20 protein-coding genes are annotated in these 18,435 nt (G+C 72.7%); 6 read left to right on the top strand and 14 right to left on the bottom strand.

Going from position 1 to position 18,435, the window contains the following annotated elements:
- Positions 1 to 39 precede the first annotated feature (39 nt).
- The 11 genes from MMF93_RS04620 to MMF93_RS04570 all read right to left on the bottom strand — a co-directional run bounded on the left by MMF93_RS04620 (position 40) and on the right by MMF93_RS04570 (position 8,622).
- Positions 40 to 2,598 (bottom strand): ATP-dependent Clp protease ATP-binding subunit, encoded by a 2,559-nt coding sequence (locus MMF93_RS04620; protein WP_242749775.1) that lies wholly within the window; start codon positions 2,596 to 2,598, stop codon positions 40 to 42.
- Between the two features lie 174 nt (positions 2,599 to 2,772).
- On the bottom strand, positions 2,773 to 3,069 hold the full coding sequence (locus MMF93_RS04615) for a gas vesicle protein K (protein ID WP_242757253.1): 297 nt from the start codon (positions 3,067 to 3,069) through the stop codon (positions 2,773 to 2,775).
- A gap of 32 nt (positions 3,070 to 3,101) precedes the next feature.
- The gene (locus MMF93_RS04610; RefSeq protein ID WP_242749773.1) at positions 3,102 to 3,341 is read right to left on the bottom strand and encodes a gas vesicle protein; all 240 of its coding nucleotides are present in this window, start codon (positions 3,339 to 3,341) and stop codon (positions 3,102 to 3,104) included.
- A complete protein-coding gene (locus MMF93_RS04605; protein ID WP_242749771.1) occupies positions 3,328 to 4,251 on the bottom strand; it encodes a GvpL/GvpF family gas vesicle protein in 924 nt (307 codons plus the stop codon). The genes MMF93_RS04610 and MMF93_RS04605 overlap by 14 nt, the downstream gene beginning before the upstream one ends.
- Entirely contained in the window at positions 4,248 to 4,685 is a 438-nt protein-coding gene (locus tag MMF93_RS04600) for a gas vesicle protein (protein ID WP_242749770.1), read from the bottom strand. The genes MMF93_RS04605 and MMF93_RS04600 overlap by 4 nt, the downstream gene beginning before the upstream one ends.
- Before the next feature lie 15 nt (positions 4,686 to 4,700).
- On the bottom strand, positions 4,701 to 5,777 hold the full coding sequence (locus tag MMF93_RS04595) for an SRPBCC family protein (protein WP_242749769.1): 1,077 nt from the start codon (positions 5,775 to 5,777) through the stop codon (positions 4,701 to 4,703).
- On the bottom strand, positions 5,770 to 6,453 hold the full coding sequence (locus MMF93_RS04590; RefSeq protein ID WP_242749768.1) for a hypothetical protein: 684 nt from the start codon (positions 6,451 to 6,453) through the stop codon (positions 5,770 to 5,772). The genes MMF93_RS04595 and MMF93_RS04590 overlap by 8 nt, the downstream gene beginning before the upstream one ends.
- A complete protein-coding gene (locus MMF93_RS04585) occupies positions 6,450 to 6,773 on the bottom strand; it encodes a gas vesicle protein GvpG (RefSeq protein ID WP_242749767.1) in 324 nt (107 codons plus the stop codon). The genes MMF93_RS04590 and MMF93_RS04585 overlap by 4 nt, the downstream gene beginning before the upstream one ends.
- A gap of 1 nt (position 6,774) precedes the next feature.
- Positions 6,775 to 7,647: a GvpL/GvpF family gas vesicle protein gene (locus tag MMF93_RS04580; protein ID WP_242749766.1), complete on the bottom strand. Its 873-nt coding sequence runs from the start codon at positions 7,645 to 7,647 to the stop codon at positions 6,775 to 6,777.
- A 2-nt stretch (positions 7,648 to 7,649) separates the two neighbouring features.
- On the bottom strand, positions 7,650 to 8,165 hold the full coding sequence (gene gvpJ / locus MMF93_RS04575) for a gas vesicle protein GvpJ (protein WP_242749765.1): 516 nt from the start codon (positions 8,163 to 8,165) through the stop codon (positions 7,650 to 7,652).
- Positions 8,166 to 8,199: 34 nt separating this feature from the next.
- Complete coding sequence (locus MMF93_RS04570) at positions 8,200 to 8,622, bottom strand: gas vesicle protein GvpO (RefSeq protein WP_242749763.1); 423 nt, start codon at positions 8,620 to 8,622, stop codon at positions 8,200 to 8,202.
- Between the two features lie 268 nt (positions 8,623 to 8,890).
- Between MMF93_RS04570 and MMF93_RS04565 the strand changes: the two genes are divergently transcribed.
- From MMF93_RS04565 to qcrB, 5 genes are all read left to right on the top strand, one after another.
- On the top strand, positions 8,891 to 9,808 hold the full coding sequence (locus MMF93_RS04565; RefSeq protein WP_242749761.1) for a cytochrome c oxidase subunit II: 918 nt from the start codon (positions 8,891 to 8,893) through the stop codon (positions 9,806 to 9,808).
- Complete coding sequence (locus tag MMF93_RS04560; protein WP_242749759.1) at positions 9,805 to 11,502, top strand: cytochrome c oxidase subunit I; 1,698 nt, start codon at positions 9,805 to 9,807, stop codon at positions 11,500 to 11,502. The genes MMF93_RS04565 and MMF93_RS04560 overlap by 4 nt, the downstream gene beginning before the upstream one ends.
- Positions 11,499 to 11,882, top strand: coding sequence for a hypothetical protein (locus MMF93_RS04555; RefSeq protein ID WP_242749757.1), 384 nt, complete (start codon positions 11,499 to 11,501; stop codon positions 11,880 to 11,882). Before MMF93_RS04560 ends, MMF93_RS04555 begins: the two co-directional genes overlap by 4 nt.
- Positions 11,879 to 12,427 (top strand): hypothetical protein, encoded by a 549-nt coding sequence (locus MMF93_RS04550; protein ID WP_242749754.1) that lies wholly within the window; start codon positions 11,879 to 11,881, stop codon positions 12,425 to 12,427. Before MMF93_RS04555 ends, MMF93_RS04550 begins: the two co-directional genes overlap by 4 nt.
- 165 nt (positions 12,428 to 12,592) lie before the next feature.
- Positions 12,593 to 14,245, top strand: a complete 1,653-nt coding sequence (gene qcrB, locus MMF93_RS04545; RefSeq protein WP_242749752.1) for a cytochrome bc1 complex cytochrome b subunit — start codon at positions 12,593 to 12,595, stop codon at positions 14,243 to 14,245.
- Here qcrB and MMF93_RS04540 read toward each other — a convergent pair.
- A complete protein-coding gene (locus MMF93_RS04540; protein WP_242757251.1) occupies positions 14,181 to 15,374 on the bottom strand; it encodes an MFS transporter in 1,194 nt (397 codons plus the stop codon). The two genes, qcrB and MMF93_RS04540, sit on opposite strands and share 65 nt — an antisense overlap.
- A 145-nt stretch (positions 15,375 to 15,519) precedes the next feature.
- On the opposite strand from MMF93_RS04540, the gene MMF93_RS04535 reads away from it, so the two are divergent.
- Positions 15,520 to 16,302, top strand: a complete 783-nt coding sequence (locus tag MMF93_RS04535; RefSeq protein WP_242749750.1) for an AraC family transcriptional regulator — start codon at positions 15,520 to 15,522, stop codon at positions 16,300 to 16,302.
- A 277-nt stretch (positions 16,303 to 16,579) separates the two neighbouring features.
- Here the strand turns inward: MMF93_RS04535 and MMF93_RS04530 are convergent, their stop codons facing one another.
- Complete coding sequence (locus MMF93_RS04530) at positions 16,580 to 16,783, bottom strand: hypothetical protein (protein ID WP_242749748.1); 204 nt, start codon at positions 16,781 to 16,783, stop codon at positions 16,580 to 16,582.
- A 151-nt stretch (positions 16,784 to 16,934) separates the two neighbouring features.
- Entirely contained in the window at positions 16,935 to 18,392 is a 1,458-nt protein-coding gene (gndA, locus tag MMF93_RS04525) for an NADP-dependent phosphogluconate dehydrogenase (RefSeq protein WP_242749746.1), read from the bottom strand.
- Positions 18,393 to 18,435 lie beyond the last annotated feature (43 nt).

The following is an 18,435-nucleotide window of genomic DNA, read 5'->3' as shown; positions in this document are numbered from 1 at the left end:
CCTGGCACCCGGCCCGCGGCCCGGCGAAGGGGCCGCGCCCTACGCGGGCTCGGTGCGGATGCGCAGTTCCCCGTCCGCCACCTCGACCAGCAGCCGGGTGTGCGGCTGGAGTTCGCCGCCCAGCAGCATGCGGGAGAGCCGGTTGTCGACCTCGCGCTGGATCGTGCGGCGCAGCGGCCGGGCGCCGTACTCGGGCTGGTAGCCCTGCCGGGCCAGCCAGTCGACGGCCTCGGGGGAGAAGTCGATCGACAGGTCCTGGGCGTGCACCCGGCGCCGGGTCTCCTCCAGCAGCATGTCGGTGATCTGGCGCAGCTGCGTGTCGTCGAGCCGGCGGAAGATCACGATCTCGTCGATGCGGTTGAGGAACTCGGGACGGAAGTGCTCCCGCAGCGGGCGCAGCACCCGCTCGCGCCTGGCCTCCTCGTCGGCCTCGTCGCCCTGGCCGAAGCCGAGGACGGCGCCGCGCCCCGTGATGGCCTCGGATCCCAGGTTGCTCGTCATCACGATGACGGTGTTGGAGAAGTCGACCGTCCGGCCCTGCGAGTCGGTCAGCCGCCCGTCGTCCAGCACCTGGAGCAGCATGTTGAAGACGTCGGGGTGGGCCTTCTCGATCTCGTCCAGCAGGAGCAGCGAGTACGGGTTGCGCCGCACCGTCTCGGTCAGCTGCCCAGCCTCCTCGTGGCCGACGTATCCGGGCGGTGCGCCGACGAGCCGGCTGACGGTGTGCCGCTCCTGGTACTCGCTCATGTCCAGCCGCACCATCTTCTCGTCGCTGCCGAACAGGGTCTCGGCCAGCGCCCGCGCCAGCTCCGTCTTGCCGACGCCGGTGGGGCCGAGGAAGAGGAAGCTGCCGATCGGCCGCTGCGGGTCGGCCAGGCCGGCGCGCGAGCGCAGCACGGAGTCCGCGACGGCGGTGACGGCCTCGTCCTGGCCGATGACCCGCCGGCGCAGGTGCTCCTCGAGACCGAGCAGCCTGTCCTTCTCGTCCTGCGTCAGGTTGCTGAGCGGGATGCCGGTCTGGCGGGAGATGATGTCGGCGATGTCCTCCACGGTGACCTCGGCGATCCGGTGGTCGCCCCGGCTCTCCTGCTTGCTCTCGTCGCGGCCGATGGACTCCTCCAGCTCGCTGAGCCGGTCGCGCAGCTGCTTGGCCTGCTCGTAGTCCTCGGCGGCGACGGCCTGGTCCTTGTCCCTGCGGACCTGTTCGGCCTCGCGCTCCAGCGCCCGCACGTCGGTCCCGCGGGTGGCCGTGCGCAGCCGCACCCGCGCCCCTGCCTGGTCCAGCAGGTCGATGGCCTTGTCCGGCAGGAAGCGTCCGGTCAGATACCTGTCGGACAGCTCCACGGCGGCGACCAGCGCCTCGTCGGTGTAGCGGACCTGGTGGTGCGCCTCGTAGCGGTCGCGCAGCCCGCGCAGGATCTCGATGGCGTCCGCGACGGTGGGCTCGGGCACCAGCACGGGCTGGAAGCGCCGGGCGAGCGCCGCGTCCTTCTCGATGTGGCGGCGGTGCTCCTCCAGCGTCGTCGCGCCGATGACGTGCAGCTCGCCGCGGGCGAGCGGCGGCTTGAGCATGTTGCTCGCGTCCATCGAGCCGCCCTCGGAGCCGCCGCCCGCGCCGACGACGGTGTGCAGTTCGTCGATGAAGACGATCAGATCGTCGGTGTGGGCGCGGATCTCGTCGATGAGGCCGGTCAGCCGCTCCTCGAAGTCGCCGCGGTAGCGGGTTCCGGCGACGATGCTGCCGAAGTCGAGCTGGACGACGCGGCGGCCCAGCAGGTTGTCCGGCACGTCGCCCTCGGCGATGCGCTGGGCCAGGCCCTCGACCACGGCGGTCTTGCCCACCCCCGCCTCGCCGATCAGCACCGGGTTGTTCTTGCCCCGGCGGGCGAGGATCTCGATGGTCTGCTCGATCTGCTCGTCCCGCCCGATGACCGGGTCGATGCGGCCCTCGCGGGCCAGTTCCGTCAGGTCGCGGCCGTACTTGTCGAGGTTGGGGGTGTTGCTCTCCCCCGTCTGACGCGTCCGTCCTGCCGGCGCCTCGGGCCCGCCCTGGCTGGCGCCGCCGTACCCGCTGCCGGCCCGGGCGGAGCCCGGATCGAACCTGGCGGCGTTGAGGATCCGTCCCGCCGTGGAGTCACGGTTGGCCGCCAGCGCGACGAGGACGTGCTCGGCGCCGATGTAGGAGGCGCCGCGCGAGCGGGCGATCTCGTGCGCGTCCAGCAGGGCCCGCTTGACGGCGGGGCTGACGGAGATGGAGCTGCGCGGCGGGCCCTCGTCCGCCACCCGGTCGATCTCGGCGGCCAGCGCGTCGGGGTCGGCCCCGGCCCGCTCGACCATGCTGTGGGTCGGCTCCGCCGCGAGCGCCGCACGCAGCAGGTGCTCGGTGTCCAGATCGCTGCTGCCGTGCTGGGCCGCGTACGAGGCCGCGTCGGTGACGAGCTGCCGGGCAGGCTCGCTCATCAGCCGGAAGAAGTCGAAGTGGCGCGGATCTCCGCGCTGCCCGCCGGCCCCGGACGGAGTGCCCCCGAGGAAACGCGCGACGAACTCTTCGAACGGGTCCCGACCGAAGCCTCCGGGACCCATGTACCCGCTGGTCATGGAGTATCCGTCCCGCTGACCCGACCGAGCCGGGCCACGCTGTGTCGACTGCGAAGTGGCTACCGACCGGGGTTCCCGTGAACGCCCGCACGACACACGTACGACGGCACCGACCGTGACGACCCCGCGTGCGCGGACGCCCACGCTCGGTGTGACCGCGCCGGAATCGCTCCCTCACCGCTCCAGGAGGGTTCCCAGCGGGCCGAGGTCGAGGTTCAGGTCGTCCCGCGTCAGCCCGTGCTGGACACACAGTTCGTCCATGCGCTCGTCCAGCAGCATCAGCGTCGTCCCGATCCGCTCGACCTGGTCGTCCGAGACGTCCCCCAGGTCGCAGCGGTGCAGCGCCTGGCGCTCCATGAGCTGCCGCAGCAGTTCGACGACGGTCAGCACGAGGCACACCAGGTCCCGGCCCACCCGGTCGGGGTCCAGCTCCAGCCGGCCGGTCCGGCCCTCGGACGCGGGGCGGCGCACGGCACCGGGCGGATCGCGGGGGTCCGACGCCGTCACAGCGGCCCCCCGTCTCCCCAGGGAGCCGCGACGCGCTCGTTGACGGACGAGAGCAGCGCGTTCAGCGAGAGCCGCACCAGCGGCACCTCCGCGATCGCCAGTACCAGGTCGCCGCTGACCACCACACCGGTGTTGAGCACCCGGTCCAGCAGATCCACCAGCGGCACACCGAGCGGCGCCCCGCTGTCCGGGCCGTCCCACCGCACCACCTCGCCCACGTGCTCACCCACGGGCATCGCTCTCACCTCCGTCCACGAACGAGTACGGCACCCACGGGCCGGTCAGCTCCACCTCGACGCCCCGGCACTCCGGACGCTCCCGCACGGCCTGGACGGCCTCGGCGACCTCGTCCCGCCGCCCCTCGGCCACCAGATACGCCGCGTTGAGCAACTGCGCTCCACGGCCGCCGGTGACGGCCGCGTCGTGCGAACGCAGCCGCCGGCTCGCCACGGCGAGACCACCCAGCGCCCGGTCCACCGCCTCCGCGGCGCCCAGACCCGCCTCCTGCCGCTGCTCCCGCTCCTGCCGCACGCCCCGCAGCCGCTCCAGGTAGGCGTGGCCCGGGCGTGCGGCAGGGCCTCGCGCGGCTTTGTCGTCGGGGCCGGCGGGCGCCGCTGCACGCTCGGGCGTGCCCGGCCCTTCTGCCCGCCGCTCCGTGCCCGGGCCGCCCCGGACCTCCCGGCTCGCGTAGACCTTCACACCCCATTCGACCCGCCCGGCGATCCGCCGCAACGCGCCCAGGAAACGGCTCGCGTCGGCGCTCAGCGCGGCGCGTGCCCGTCCGTCACCCAGGTAGAGCGTGGCGAGAGGCAGCGGAAGCGTCGGCGCGGCGGCGGCCGCGGCGGCGATCACCGCGTGATGGGCGCGGGCGCAGCGCTCCAGCTCCGCCCGGTCACCGAGCCGCTCCCGCAGGGCTTCCTCGCCGAACGAGGCGGCGGGCACGTCCTGCACCACGGCCTCCAGCGCGCCGAAGCGCAGCAGCCGCACGGGCGCGCCCGGTGCCTGCCCCGGCAGCCCGGCGAACACCTCTGGATCGCAGCCCCGGCAGACGGCGTACACGTAGGTGGCGGAGAGGGCGGCGGGGGAGGAGGCGGCTGTCGGTGAGGTCTCCGGTCCGGGCCCGGTGCCGCGTACCGTCTGCGTCATCTGCGCTGCCCTTCCTTGACGTGGTGCCAGCTGTGGCTGCGGCTCTCGTCCCAGCCCTCGTCCCTGCGCCGGCCCTGGCGGCTCTCCCCGTCGGCCACCGCCGCCTCCTCCTGCGGCCCGCCCGCCTCCAGTTCGGCGACTCGTTGCCGCAGCCGCTTGTTCTCGTCCTCGACCGCGTCCCGGTGCGCGCGCGTGGAGAGGGCTGGGTCGGTCTCCCACCAGTTGATGCCTGCCTTCTTCGCCGTCTCGACGGAGGAGACGAACAGGCGCAGCCGGATGGTCAGGAGCTCGATGTCGAGGAGATCGATCTTGATGTCTCCGGCGATGACGATGCCTTTGTCGAGGACGCGTTCGAGGATGTCCGCGAGGTTGGCCGGCCCCGAGGGCGTGGACGGCGCGTGGTTGAGCGGGCGTTCCGCGATGTGTTCGGTCACGGCCGGCCGGCCCCCTCAACGCCGCCCATCATCGTCCTCGTCGTCTTCGTCGTCCCCTTCGTCGTCGTCCTCGTCGTCGTCTTCTTCGTCGTCCTCGTCATCGAACTCGTCCCCCTCGTCCTCGCCTTCGCCCTCGTCCTCGTCCCGGTCGTCACCGTCGTCTTCGCTCTCGTCTGCGTTCTCGTCGTCGTCCTCACCCGGCTCCCGGCCCTCGCCGTCGTCGTGCTCCGAGGACTCCTCGCGCTCCCGTCTCTCCTTCTCCTCCTCTTCCTCCTGCTGGACCACGTCGTCGTGGCTGCGGGCGACCTCGCCGTCGCGGATCTCGCCACGCCAGCCGTCCACCTCGTCGGACTGGAGCGTGACGTAGCGCTGGAAGTGCTTGAGGTCGAGGCGGAGCCGCCTGCCCTGGGCGCGCCAGATGTTGCCGGTCTTCTCGAAGAAGCCGGACGGGTAGTACTCGACGACCACCGCGACGCGGGTCAGGTTCTCGTCGAGGCGGTGGAAGCTGACGGCGCCGTTCGTGGTGCCCTTCGACCCTTCGGACGACCACACGATCCGCTGGTCGGGGAGCTGTTCCGAGACGGTCGCCTCGTAGCTGCGGGTCGAGGGCCAGACGCGCACCTTCCAGGTCGTCTTGGTCTCGTCCTCCTCGTCCCGCGAGACGCTGGAGACGCCGTTCATGAAGCTGCCGAAGTCCTCGAACTGCGTGAAGTGGTTGTAGACCACGCGCAGCGGCCGCCCGATGTCGACGTGTTCGATGATGTTGATGGCCTTGAGGTCCCCGGCCTTGCTGCCCCCGCCCATGCCGACCGCCTCCTTGGCCTTGCCGGCCACCTTGTCCTTGGCGCTCTTGGCCTTCTCCGAGACCATCGCCTTGACCGGGTTCTCGCCCTTCATGGCGCGGGCGGCCGTGCTCGCCAGGTCGCCGCCGCCGGCCTCCTTGAGTTTGCCCGGGTCGGCGAGGTCCGTGAGTTTGTCCGTGACCTTGCCGACGACCTGCTTGCCCGACGCGCCCAGGTATTCCATGAGCTGCTCACGCAGCTGCTCCAGGGGCGAGCTGCCACCGCCGCTGTCTCCGCTCTGCTCAGCCACGGCGCTCCCTCCTGCGGTCCGAGCGGTCGGTGGATGTCCGCGCCGAACTGCTCGAGGACGCCTTCTTCCGCGGCCTGCCCGCCGACGAGCCGTCGGCGGACGTGCTCTGACGTGCCCGTCCGCCGCTGCTGGTCCTGGGGGGCGCCGCCCGCCGGGGCCGCTCGCGCCGCGCCCCGTCCGACGCGTCGGAGCCTTCCCCGCCCTCCCCGCCGTCCTCGGACCGCTGCCGTTCCCGGGACCTCTTCTGCTGCCGCGCGCCCTCGCCCTCGCCCGCGCCGCTGTCTTCGCCCTCGCCCTCGTCCGCGCCCTCGTCCCGGCCCTCGCCCCCGCCCTGCTGCCCGTCCCGCTCTCCCTGTCCGTCCTGGCCGCCGAGGCGGTCCGTACGGGCGCGCAGGGAGTCGGTCAGGCTTTCGATACGGCGGTTGGCGACCGAGCCGGCCGCGGTACGGGCCGCGGCCATCATCTGGTCCTTGACCTGGTCGGCCAACTCCTCGAACTGCGGTGTCTCGGTGATCTTCCGGACGCCCTTGCTGATCAGCTCCTGCGGATCGAGGCCGAGACGGCGTCCCGCCACCAGCGAGCCGACGGCGAGGGCCAGTTTGGCCTTCTTCGTACGGCCGAGGAGGTAGCCGCCCGCCACCCCCGCGAGGACGGCCGTTTTGCAACTGTCGTTCATGCCTGATTCCTTGGGTTCGGTGACGTCTCGGTCACGTCGGACGCGGTGTGTGCGGTGGACGTGGTCACGGTGCGGGTGCCGGCCGCGGCGCTCGGTCCGCGCTGTTCCAGCAGGTCGAGCAGGCGTTCTTCCTCCCGCTCGAACTCCTCCTCGGTGAGCTCCCTCTCCTCGTACGCCCGGTTCAGTTCGCCGAGCTGTGCCCGGACCGTCGCCGGGTCGTACAGCTCCTGCTCCGCGACGTCGAGGAGCCGGCCCGCCACCCACTCCACGCCCCGCACGGGCGCCAGCGGCAGGAGCAGTACCCCGCTGAACAGCCCCACGTCAGCTCCCCACAGCGGAGGTCCGGACGGCGGTGCTGCCGGGGGAGCCGGGCGCTTGCCCTTCCTCGGACGCCGGGGATTGCGGGGGCTCGGGAGACCCCAGCGGCTCCTGAGAGCTCTGGGAGTCCGCGGACTCCTCCGGCTCCCGGGGGACGAAGCTGTAGCACGGCAGCGGGCCCGTCAGGCGCAGCTCCACCCGCTCCTGGTGCGCGGCCGCGAACTGTTCCACCGCCGCCCTGAACCGCTCGCCGCGCGCCTGCGGGACGAGGAACGAGGCGTTGAGGACGCACCCGGGAACCTCCGGGCCCCGCACGACCTCGTCGGCGAGCCGGACCAGCGTGCGCAGCGCCTCTTCGGCGGCCTCGGCGGCCCGGCGGGCCAAGCCCTCCGCGACCGCCTGCCCGAGCCGCACGTTGCCCTCGTAGGACGGTCGGCGCCGCACGTCCGCCGCGAGCCGCCGCACGCCCGCGTCGTCCCGCACCAGGGCTTCGACCGCGGACTGGACGGGCATCGCCTTGAGGTTCATCTCGGTGCGGCTCTCCAGGCGCCCGAGTGCCGCGAGGTGGGTCGGCGCCGCCGCGCGCACGGCCCGCTCGACCTCGGCCGCGTCCTCGGCGACCATGCCGAACCGCATCGGCAGCACGGGCCCCTCGGCCCCCAGCGCGGTCAGCAGCTCCTGGTGGGCCATCAGGTCGCGGCGGCGCGCCCGCAGATCGGGCGGTACGTCGCTGACGAGGGCCGCGAGCGCGCCCACCGGGAGCAGCCAAACCCGCGCCGGAGGTCTGCCCACGCCCCGGGTGGAAGGCGCAAGGGTGCGGTCGGCGTGCACGATGCCGTAGACGTAGAGGCGGGACGCTCGGGACGCTGTGGTCATGGTCACGCCTCCTGGGCGCGCCGGGTGGCGCGGGTTCCCGCCCGGGAGGCGGAAGCCGTCCGGGAGCCGGAGCCCCTGCGTGCGCGGGGTGCCTCCTCGGGCTCCTCCTCGTCGGGCTCCTCCTCGTCGGGCGCCTCGTAGTCCTCGCGCTCGACGTCGTCGTCCTCGTCGCCCATGCCGATGGCGTCCTTGACCTTGCCGCCCACCGACTTGGCTGCCTTCTTGGCGCCGCCCTTGGCCACGCCGCCGGCCATGCCGGCGAACAGGTCGGGCACCGTGCGGCTTGAGGCGTCCTGGTTGAGGTCGAGCCGGTTGCAGACCTCGGCGAAGCGGAGGTAGGTGTCGACGCTGGCGACCACGATGCGGGCGTCGATCTTGAGGATCTCGATCCCCACGAGCGAGACCCGCACGAAGATGTCGATCACCATGCCGCGGTCGAGGATCAGTTCGAGGACGTCGTAGAGGGTCCCGGCGCGCGGGACGCAGACCGCGGCCTCGTTGTAGGTGGTGGTCGTCATGGCTGGCTCTCCCTCGGGGACGGGCGCGGACCCGTCAGTCGTCGCTCGCGCCGCGCCGGTAGCGCCGGATCCGTCGGTACTGGGCGAGGTGGCCCTTGCTGTCGAGCTCCACCTCGTAGGTCGCCAGCAGGCTGGTGGTGTCGGGGATGCGCGGCACCTCCAGCACGTCGACGTGCACCCGCCAGCCGTTCTCCGCTCTGCGCACGGCCGAGATGCCCTCGGTCTCGTGCCCGATCAGCCGGGTGAGGCTCCGCGACGCGCGCCGCGCGGCCTCCTCGGGCCCCTTGGACGCGGTGGCGGACGCCGACGTGGAGCCGCTCCTGGTGGCGCCCCTCGAAGCGGACTTCGACGCGGGCTTCGACGCGGGCTTCGACGTGGACCTCGAGGCCGTCTTCGCGGCGGGCTTCGAGGCGGATGTCGCGGCGGGTCGGGCCCGCTGTTCACGTTGCTCCGGCATGAGCACAGTCTGTTCAGCAGTGGTCACCCTCGGCATCCGGTGCTGATCCATCCGGGTCCCGGGGTCGCGCGGGCGGCCCATCGGCACGGGGTCCGGGGCGTTCTCGCAAGCCGTCGTGGCCCCGGCGCCCCGGGCCCCCTTCTGGCCTGCGTCCCCTGACGGTGCCGTGCCGGGCGGGGCCCCGGTGTGTCTGGTGGGGCTCGTCGAGGAGTCGTGCGTACGGTTTCCCCGCATACCGGGCATACAGCGCGGTGCGGGAGGAGCCAGCATGGAACAGCGGCGCGTCTTCGCTCAGGTCCTCACCGTCGAGACGGTGATCGCCTCAGTGGTCTTTCTCCTGGTGCTGACGGCGCTGCTCTACTCGCTGATCCGGCGCCGCGCGGGGGCCGGGGTCGGCCCCTCGCCCCGCTCGGAGCGCCCGCGGCTGGAGGTGAGCTATCTCGCGGCGCTGGTCGTCATCGCGGCGGGCCTCGTGGTCTACACGGCCTCGGCCAACGACTGGATGCACCCGGGAGGGGACGCCCAGGCAGCGGGGCGCGGCGGGGAGAAGGCCTCCCCCGTGGAGGTGGACGTGACCGCCTTCCAGTGGTGCTGGAAATTCACCCACCCCGCCCCGGGCACCCACCAGGCCGCCCACGGCAGCCACGAGCCCGACGCCCACCGCCCCACGGACGGCGGCCACGAGCCGAACGCCCGCCGCGCCACAGACACGCACCACGCCGCAGACACGCACCGCGCCGCAGGCGCGCACCACGCCGCAGACACGCACCACCCCGCAGAGGCACATCACGCCGCGGACGGCGGGCACGGCTCCGACGGCGCGCACGAGCAGCGCTCCGACGGCGCGCAGGCGGCCACCACCACGGCGAACTGCCGCGATGGCCGGCTGCCCACCCTCGTCGTGCCCACGGGGCGGACCGTGCGGATCAAACTGACCTCGCAGGACGTCATCCACTCCCTCTGGGTCCCCGCACTCCGCTACAAGATGGACGCCTTCCCCGACCACACCAACAGCTTCACCTTCACCGTCGACAAGGAGGGCCGCTGGATCGGCCGGTGCGCCGAGTTCTGCGGTGACCGCCATCACGCCATGGAGTTCTGGCTCAAGGCCGTCTCCCCCGAGGAGTACGACGACTGGGTGTCCCAGCACCAGCAGGACGGTCCCACCGAGGGAGCGGCGGCATGACCCTGGCGCCCGATCCGCCCGCCGACTCACCACCACAGGCCGCCCAGCCCACCGGCGCTTCCCGACCGGTACGGCCGGCCTCCTGGCTCGGGTGGCTGACCACCACCGACCACAAGCGCGTCGGGCTGCTCACCATGGCGACCGCGATCGTCCTGTTCTTCCTGATGGGCGTCCTCGCCCTGCTGATGCGCAGTCAGCTCGCGCAGCCGGGGCAGAACTTCTTCGGGTCGTCGACGTACAACCAGATGTTCAGCATCCACGGCTCGGGCATGATCTACATGGTCATGACCCCGTTCGCCATCGGGCTCGGGGTCTACCTGGTGCCGCTCCAGATCGGCGCGCCCGCCGTCGCCATGCCGCGCGCCACCCTGTTCGGCTACTGGCTCTACGCGCTCGGGGCCGTCCTGATGCTCTCCGGCTTCGCCATGCCGACCGGCGCGCACGCGGACGGCTGGTTCTCCTACCCGCCGATGGCCAGTTCGACCTACTCGCCGGGCGACGGCACCCCGCTGTGGATCGTCGGCGTCTTCATGGCCACCGTCGGGGCGCTGCTGATGGGCTGGGCGGTGCTGTGGACCGCACTGCGCAAGCGGGCCCGGGGCATGACGATGCTGCGGATGCCCGTCTTCACCTGGTCGATGATCGCCGCCACCCTGATGGTGATCGGCGCCTTCCCCTCGCTGCTCGCCGCGCTGGTCATGCTCGCCGTGGGAAGGGCCGACCCCACGGTCTTCGACTCGAACGCGTGGAACATCGGCTACCAGCACCTGTTCTGGTTCTACGGCCATCCGGTGGTCTACGTGATGTTCTTCCCCTACCTGGGTGCCGTCGGCGAGGTACTTGCCGTCTTCTCCCGGCGCAGGTTCTTCGGCTACAAGGGCACCGTCATCTCCCTGCTCGTCTTCGCGGCGCTGTCGATGAGCGTGTGGGGCCACCACATGTTCGCCACGGGACAGGCGACCAACGACTACTACTCGCTGACCTCGATCGCCCTGCTCGTGCCCGCGGGCATCGAGTACTTCGCCCTGGTGGGTACGGTGCTCGGCGGGCGCCTCGTCTTCCGCACCCCCATGCTGTTCGCGCTGGCGTTCATCCCGCAGTTCCTCATCGGCGGCCTCACCGGCATCATGGTCGGCACCCCGGCGCTCGACTACCACGTGACGGACAGCTACTTCATCGTCGCCCACCTGCACTACGTGCTCTTCGCCGGCAGCGCCTTCGGCCTCTTCGCCGCGATCTACTTCTGGTTCCCGAAGGTCACCGGGCTGATGCTGGACGAGCGGCTCGGACGCGTCCACTTCACCCTGATGGTCATCGGCACCAACCTGACCTTCCTGCCGATGTTCGGCCTCGGCTACCTGGGCATGCCGCGCCGCGTCGCCACCTACCCCGAGTGGGCGGGCTTCGGGCTGCTCAACCTGCTGGCCTCCATCGGCGCGGGGTTCCTCGCCGCCGCGATGATCGTGTTCGTCCTGAACCTCCAGCAGGCGTTCAGACGGCGCGTCCCGGCCCCCGCCGACCCCTGGCAGGGCAACTCGCTGGAGTGGGCCGCCCCCTCGCCGCCGCCGCGGTACAACTTCACCACCGCGCACCCGCTTCCCCCCATCACCAGCAACGCGCCCCTCCTCGACGCCCGGATGCGGCAAGGGCGGCACCGCAGACCGCAGCGGACCCCGAACGGGGAGCGCGCGTGAGCGGGCCGGTGCCGCGCCGGCTGCGGCGCCACCCCGGTGCCGTGGTCGTCGGCGGCTGGGCGTGCCTCAACGCCGTGCTGCTCGGTGTCCTGACTGCGTACGGCGAGAGCGAACTGGCGCTGCTGCTGTGGGCGGGAGCCTTCCTCGTGCTCGTACTGGCGTGCTGCGCCGTGCTGGTCTCCTGCTCCCGCGGCCCGCTGGAGCTGACGCGCTACCGGGTGCCGAGCACCGGCGGGGCCGTCGTCCTCCTCACCGCGTGCGGGCTCGCCGTGGGCGGGCTGATGTTCGTCTTCGGCTCCTGGCTGGTCGCCGTCGCGGGACCGCTCCTGCTCGTCGCCGCCGTCCTCGCCCTCAGACGGCGGAGCCGGGGGAGCGTATGACGGCCCCTCACCACGCCGGGGGCATCTGGACGATGGCCGGGTGGGGACTGCTGCTGTCGGCCGTGCTGCCGGGGCTCCTGCTGGCCGCGCGGGGCCGGCTGCCCTGGGACGGCGTCGCCCGGCGGCTCTCCCCGCCGCCGGGCACCGCGCTGGCCGGGTTCGTCCTCGCGCACGCGGCGGTCACGCTCGCGGAGAGCTTCCTGGCGCCGGGCACGGTGGTCCGCGCCGCGATGTACGCCGTACTGGTGGCCGCCGGGCTGGCGTTCTGGCTGCCCGTCCTCGGCCCGGGAAGACGGCTGAGCGACGCGGGACGCTGCCTCTACCTCTTCGTCGCGGCCCCCCTCCTGGACATCCCTGTCGTGGCGACGCTCGCCCGCGGGCACGCGGCCGGCGGCCTGGCCATGATCGTCGGCATGCTTCCGGTCGGACTCGTCGCGGCGGCCCTGACCTGGCGGTGGATCGCGGCCGAGGAACGCGGGCGGCAGCGGGAGGAGAGCGCCCCCGTACCGGCGCGGGCGAGGGCGGCTCACGTCGTCGAGCCCTGAGCACACCCCGCGCGCCCCGCACAGGTCCCAGGGCGCGACTCCGTTGGGGGAAGGCGGCGTTTGAAGGCTTCGCCGCCCCGGGACCGCTGCAAGGGCGACCGGTAGGAGTCCCACGGGAGATGCCGGCGCCACCACCACGGGACAGCGGCCAGGAGGCGAGCGCAGGTGCTGCTCTTGCGACGGAAGGCGCGGCAGGCGAGACGGCGGGAGCGGGCACTGGGGGCCTCCCGGGCGCTGGACAGACGCCTGCCGCTGATGGAAGCCGGAAAGGAACTCCTCCGCAAGGCGTTCCCCGACCACTGGTCCTTCCTGCTCGGTGAGATCGCCCTCTACAGCTTCCTCGTCCTCGTGCTCACCGGCAGCTACCTGACGTTCTTCTTCCATCCCGACATGGCGGAGAAGCCCTACCACGGGGCGTACATCCCGCTGCGGGGCGTCGACGCCTCCGAGGCGTACGCGTCGGTGCTGCGCATCTCCTTCGAGATCCGGGGCGGCCAGCTCATCAGGCAGATCCACCACTGGGGCGCACTGGTGTTCGTGGCCGCCATCGGGATCCACCTGTTGCGCATCTTCTTCACCGGGGCCTTCCGGCGGCCCCGCGAGGTCAACTGGGTCATCGGAGTGACGCTGTTCGGACTCTCCCTCCTGGAGGGGTTCGCCGGCTACTCCCTCCCGGACGACCTGCTGTCCGGCACGGGACTGCGCACCTTCCAGGGCATCATGATCTCGATCCCGATCGTCGGCACCTATGTCAGCTTCTTCGTCTTCGGCGGCCAGTTCCCCGGGCACGAGATCGTCCCACGGCTGTTCATCTCGCACGTCCTGTTCATCCCCGGCCTGCTCATCGCGCTGATCACCGTGCACCTCTTCCTGGTCGTCTACCTGAAACACACCCAGTGGCCGGGAAAGGGCAGGACGAACCGCAACGTGGTCGGCAAGCCGATGGTGCCGCAGTACGCGGCGAAGTCGATCGGCCTCTTCCTCGCGGTGTTCGGCGTGCTGACGCTGCTGGCGGCCACACTGCAGATCAACCCCATCTGGACCTACGGGCCCTACCGCGCCGACCAGGCGAGCATCAACTCCCAGCCCGACTGGTACGTCGGCTTCATCGAGGGAGCGCTGCGGCTGATGCCGCAGGCGGAGACCAGGCTGTGGGGGCACACCGTGGTCTGGGACGCCTTCATCCCCGGGGTCGTCATCCCCTCGCTGCTCTTCCTCGTCCTGTACGCCTATCCGTTCCTCGAACGGTGGGTCACCGGGAACTGGAAGGAGCACCACTTGTGCGACCGCCCGCGCGACCAGCCCACGCGCACGGGGCTCGGCGTCGCAGGCGTCACCACGTACGCCGTGCTGCTGGGCGCGGGCGGACAGGACGTGCTGTCCGTGCTGTTCACCTGGCCCATCGAGTCCCTGACGTGGATCTTCCGGGGTGCGTTCTTCCTCGCGCCCCCGCTCGCCTTCTGGCTGACCAGGAGGGTGTGTCTCGGGCTGCAGGCCCAGGACCGGGTCCGGCTGCGCACCGGAGACGGTACGGGAGAGGTGGAACAGGTCGCCGGCGGCTACCAGGAGGCGCGTACGCCGCTGGCCGGTGCCGAGCAGCACACGATCCTGGTGAGGGATGTCCCGCCCCGGCTCACGGCCGACGAGGCCCGCCGCACGGGAGCCCTGCGCCGGCGGCTCTACTTCTGGTACTACGGCGAGCGCGTGGAACCCGACCGCACGCCGAAGCAGCGCCGCGTCGTGAAGAAGATCCTCACCCCGCCGGAGGAGCCGGAGGAGCCGGAGGCGAGGGAGAAGCAGCAGGCGGGCGGGGAGTAGCCCCGCCGCGCGTCGGCCGGAGCCGGCCCGGCTCCGGCAGGGTTCGGGCCAGCAGCCACGCCAGCGCGGGCATGACGATCAGCGGCGTCAGCGCCGTCCGCAGCGACGTGGCGTCGGCGAGGGCCCCGATGGCGGGCCCGGCCAGGCCGCCGACACTGACCGCCAGACCGAGGGTGAAGCCGCTGGCCGTTCCCACGCGGCTGGGCAGGTAGTCCTGGCCGAGGGTGACCTGGAGGGAGAAGGGGACGTACAGCCCCGCCGAGGTCAGCGCCACGCACACGTACAGGAGCGGGCCCGGAACAAGCACCGTTCCGGCGACGGCCGCCACCGTGACCAGGTAGGCCCGGCGGACCACGGCCACCCTGCCCCACCGGTGGGCCAGGCCGCCGCCGAGCACCGTGCCCACCGCGCCACCGAGATAGAGCACGCACAGCGCGGCCGTACCCGCGGCCGCGCCGCCCCCGGTGCGCTGCTGCGCGAACAGCGACAGGAACGTGCTCAGCCCGACGAACGTGACCGACCGGCAGACCACCACCAGCGACAGGCGGACGAAGGAGCGGCCGTCGTCGCTTCCCGGGCGCGGCGCGGCACCGTCCGCGCTCCGGCCGAACGCCCTCAGCGCACGCGCGACGGGCAGGTACAGCGCGCCGCCGAGAACCGCGGGCAGCACGAACAGGGGCGAGTAGCCCAGTCCACCGCACGCGACGACGGCCGTCACCATGAGCGGAGCCGCGGCGAACCCGAGGTTGCCGCCCAGGGAGAACCAGCCCATCGCCGAGTGCCGCCCCCGGCTCGCGAGCCGCGCCACGCGGGCGGACTCGGGGTGGTAGGCCGCCACGCCGATCCCGGAGACCGCCACGCACAGCAGCGTCAGCGCGTAGGACGCGCTCAGCCCGCTCAGCGCGATCCCCAGACCGCCCAGGAGCGTGCCGGCGGGCAGCAGCCACGGCAGCGCCCGCCGGTCGGTGAGCGCCCCGAAGAGGGGCTGGGCGACGGAGGAGAGGAGGGAGGCGGCGAGGACGAGGCCCGAGGCCGCGGCGTAGGAGTAGGCGCGCTCGGCGACGAAGAAGGGGACCAGGGCCGCCACGGCGCCCTGGTAGACGTCCACGCAGCCGTGCCCGACGGACAGCAGGGGGATGGCCGACCTGCCCGTTCCCTCGCGCGACGGGCTGCCCGGCGTGCTTCTCGGTATGTTTCCCGGCGTGTTTTTCGGCACGGCGCCCACGATCCGCGCCCGAGGGGCTGTCCCGCTTTCGATAAGCTGCCAACCACTGATGGAAACCCGCCAGATCGCGCCGGCACCCCGGGCAGGCCACGACCGCGAGGTCCGCCACGAGGCCGGGGCGCCCACCCGCTCCCGGTGGCTGACGCCGGGCGAGGTCATCGACGCGCACCGGCACGACGACCACCAGATCGTCTACGCCGCCCGCGGAGTCGTCCTGGTCACCACCGACGGCGGGTCCTGGGTCGCGCCGGCCAACCGCGCCCTGTGGATCCCCGCCGGCACCGTGCACGCGCACCAGGCCCGCGGCGACCTGGAGCTGCACTTCCTCGGCCTGCCCGCGGCCGTCAACCCGCTCGGCCTCGACGAGCCGACCGCGCTGAGCGTCAGCCCGCTGCTGCGCGAGCTGCTGCTCGCCTCCACGCGCTCCCCTGGGGACGGCAGTGCCGAGCGGCGACGGCTGCGGGCCGTCCTGCTGGATCAGCTGCGTGCCTCCCCGCAGCAGCCGCTGCACCTGCCCGCGCCCACCGTCGCGCGGCTGCGTGCCGTGTGCGACCTGCTGTACGCGGATCCGGCCGACAACCGCACCCTGGCCCAGCTGGGCAGCCAGACCGGCGCGAGCGCCCGCACCCTCTCCCGGCTCTTCCGCAGCGACCTGGGCATGACGTTCCCGCAGTGGCGCACCCAACTGCGCCTCCAGCACGCCCTGCTGCTGCTCGCCGAGCACACCCCCGTCACCACGGTGGCGCACCGGTGCGGCTGGTCCTCGGCGAGCGCCTTCATCGACGTCTTCGGACGCGTCTTCGGCCACACCCCGGGCGCGCACACGGCCTGAGAGTCCGCGGCCGCCCCGGCTTCACCCGGCGACGCCCCCTGCGAACTCCCGTGCCGTCACGGGTGGCCGGCGCAGACGACCGCGATGAGCTCGTGCACCGGCCCACTGCCACACGCGTCGTCCGTTCGCCACAGCTCCTCGCTCCCCCCCGGTTCCCCGCCACCGTGAACCGGCCGATCTCGCGTGCCGGTTCTCCAGGGCGGACAGTGTGCACCGGGCGGCCCCCGCGGACAACTCGGATGCGGGAGCCGGAACTTCGGGTGCGGGCGCCTGCCGCTCAGTCGCGGAACGAGCCGTCCGCACGCCGGGCGTGGCGGGACAGCAGATGTCCGCACTGCGGGCAGTGGCGCCGCAGCCCCCGTTTGAGGACGTAGGCGATGCCCAGCGTGCACAGGTACACCAGGCCGACGACGGTGTGCTGCACCAGCTTTCCCAGGCCTGATTTCGTGCACGTCGCGCAGTCGCGGCAGCCGGAAGCCATCGGGTCCCCCTCGTGATCGGGTCTTCGTTCTCTCGCTGGTCAGGACGCACGAGGGGGGCGGGCGGGGTGCCTCGCGGGGCGCGCGGGGACCGAGCGGGGACACGACGGCTACCCGGCTGTGACGAAGAGCGCGGCGGCGCGCCCCACGCGGTCAGTCCGTACGGTCCTCCGTGCGGTCGCCGCCCCACCGGGTGTGGAAGGTGCCCTCGCGGTCGTCGCGCCGGTAGGTGTGGGCGCCGAAGTAGTCACGCTGGGCCTGGGTGAGGGCGGCGGGGAGCCGGGCGGCGCGCAGCCCGTCGTAGTAGGCCAGCGCCCCCGACATTCCCGGCGCGGGCACCCCGTGCCGGGCCGCCGCGGCGACGGTGCCGCGCCAGGCGTCCTGCGCCTCGCCCAGCTCCTGTGCGAACTGCGGATCGGCCAGCAGTGTGGGAAGGTCCGGCCGCTCGGTGAAGGCGCCACGGATCCGGTCGAGAAAGGCCGCACGGATGATGCAGCCCGCGCGCCAGATCGCGGCGACGGACCCGAGGTCGATGCCCCAGTCGTAGGCCTCGCTCCCGGCCCGCAGCATGTCCCAGCCCTGCGCGTAGGAGATGACCTTCGAGGCGTACAGGGACTGTTCGACCTGGGCGGCGAAGCGCTCCGCCTCGTCGGCGGCCATGCGCGAGGGCGCCTGCTCGGCCGCTCCCGGCCCCGGCAGCGACGCCGCCGCCCGGCGCAGCCGGGCGTGGCCCGACTGCGACCGCGCGAAGACCGCCTGGGCGATTCCGGGCACCGGGACGCCGAGGTCGAGCGCCGTCTGGACGGTCCAGCGCCCGGTGCCCTTCTGCTCGGCACGGTCCGCGACGACGTCGACGAACGGCCGGCCCGTCCTGGCGTCCGTGTGGGTGAGGACCTCGGCGGTGATCTCGATGAGGTAGGAGTCCAGGCGCCCGGTGTTCCAGCGCCGGAAGACCTCGGCGATCTCGGCCGGCTCCAGTCCCGCGACCCCGCGCAGCAGGTCGTAGGCCTCCGCGATCAGTTGCATGTCGGCGTACTCGATGCCGTTGTGGACCATCTTCACGAAGTGTCCGGCGCCGTCGGTGCCCAGGTGCGTGGTGCACGGTGCGCCGTCCGGGGCGCGGGCCGCGATCCGCTCCAGCAGCGGGCCGAGTGAGCGGTACGCCTCCGCCGAGCCGCCCGGCATGATGCTCGGGCCCAGCAGTGCGCCCTCCTCGCCGCCCGAGATCCCGGTGCCGACGAAGTGGACACCGCGTTCACGCAGCGCGGCCTCGCGGCGCCTGGTGTCCTCGAAGTGCGCGTTGCCGCCGTCGACGATCACGTCACCGGCCTCGACGAGCCGCGCGAACTGTTCGATCACCGCGTCCGTCGGCCCGCCCGCCTTGACCATCACCACCAGGCAGCGCGGCGGCCGGAGGGCGGCGACGAACTCCTCGGGCGACCTCGTGGGGACGAAGGCGCCCTCGTGCCCGAACGCGTCCACCAGGTCCCGGGTGCGGGCCTCGGTCCGGTTGTGCAGCGCGACGGTGCAGCCGCTCCGGGCGAAGTTGCGGGCGAGATTGCGCCCCATGACGGCCAATCCGGTGACGCCGATCTGGGCTGTCGCTGTCATGTGCGTCCCTTCCGGCATGTGCGTCCTTCCGGGTGTCTCCGTG

The sequence above is a fragment of the Streptomyces tubbatahanensis genome, from assembly GCF_022699385.1.
Taxonomy (GTDB): Bacteria; Actinomycetota; Actinomycetes; order Streptomycetales; family Streptomycetaceae; genus Streptomyces; species Streptomyces diacarni.
This window is presented reverse-complemented; position numbering and strand designations above follow the sequence as displayed.

Excerpts from the sequence above, each read along its gene's own strand:
- MMF93_RS04620 (WP_242749775.1), bottom strand. The coding sequence starts at position 2,598 with ATGACCAGCGGGTACATGGGTCCCGGAGGCTTCGGTCGGGACCCGTTC.
- MMF93_RS04610 (WP_242749773.1), bottom strand. The coding sequence starts at position 3,341 with ATGCCCGTGGGTGAGCACGTGGGCGAGGTGGTGCGGTGGGACGGCCCG.
- MMF93_RS04605 (WP_242749771.1), bottom strand. The coding sequence starts at position 4,251 with ATGACGCAGACGGTACGCGGCACCGGGCCCGGACCGGAGACCTCACCG.
- MMF93_RS04590 (WP_242749768.1), bottom strand. The coding sequence starts at position 6,453 with ATGAACGACAGTTGCAAAACGGCCGTCCTCGCGGGGGTGGCGGGCGGC.
- MMF93_RS04580 (WP_242749766.1), bottom strand. The coding sequence starts at position 7,647 with ATGACCACAGCGTCCCGAGCGTCCCGCCTCTACGTCTACGGCATCGTG.
- gvpJ (WP_242749765.1), bottom strand. The coding sequence starts at position 8,165 with ATGACGACCACCACCTACAACGAGGCCGCGGTCTGCGTCCCGCGCGCC.
- MMF93_RS04570 (WP_242749763.1), bottom strand. The coding sequence starts at position 8,622 with ATGCCGGAGCAACGTGAACAGCGGGCCCGACCCGCCGCGACATCCGCC.
- MMF93_RS04565 (WP_242749761.1), top strand. The coding sequence starts at position 8,891 with ATGGAACAGCGGCGCGTCTTCGCTCAGGTCCTCACCGTCGAGACGGTG.
- MMF93_RS04560 (WP_242749759.1), top strand. The coding sequence starts at position 9,805 with ATGACCCTGGCGCCCGATCCGCCCGCCGACTCACCACCACAGGCCGCC.
- MMF93_RS04550 (WP_242749754.1), top strand. The coding sequence starts at position 11,879 with ATGACGGCCCCTCACCACGCCGGGGGCATCTGGACGATGGCCGGGTGG.
- MMF93_RS04535 (WP_242749750.1), top strand. The coding sequence starts at position 15,520 with ATGGAAACCCGCCAGATCGCGCCGGCACCCCGGGCAGGCCACGACCGC.
- MMF93_RS04530 (WP_242749748.1), bottom strand. The coding sequence starts at position 16,783 with ATGGCTTCCGGCTGCCGCGACTGCGCGACGTGCACGAAATCAGGCCTG.
- gndA (WP_242749746.1), bottom strand. The coding sequence starts at position 18,392 with ATGACAGCGACAGCCCAGATCGGCGTCACCGGATTGGCCGTCATGGGG.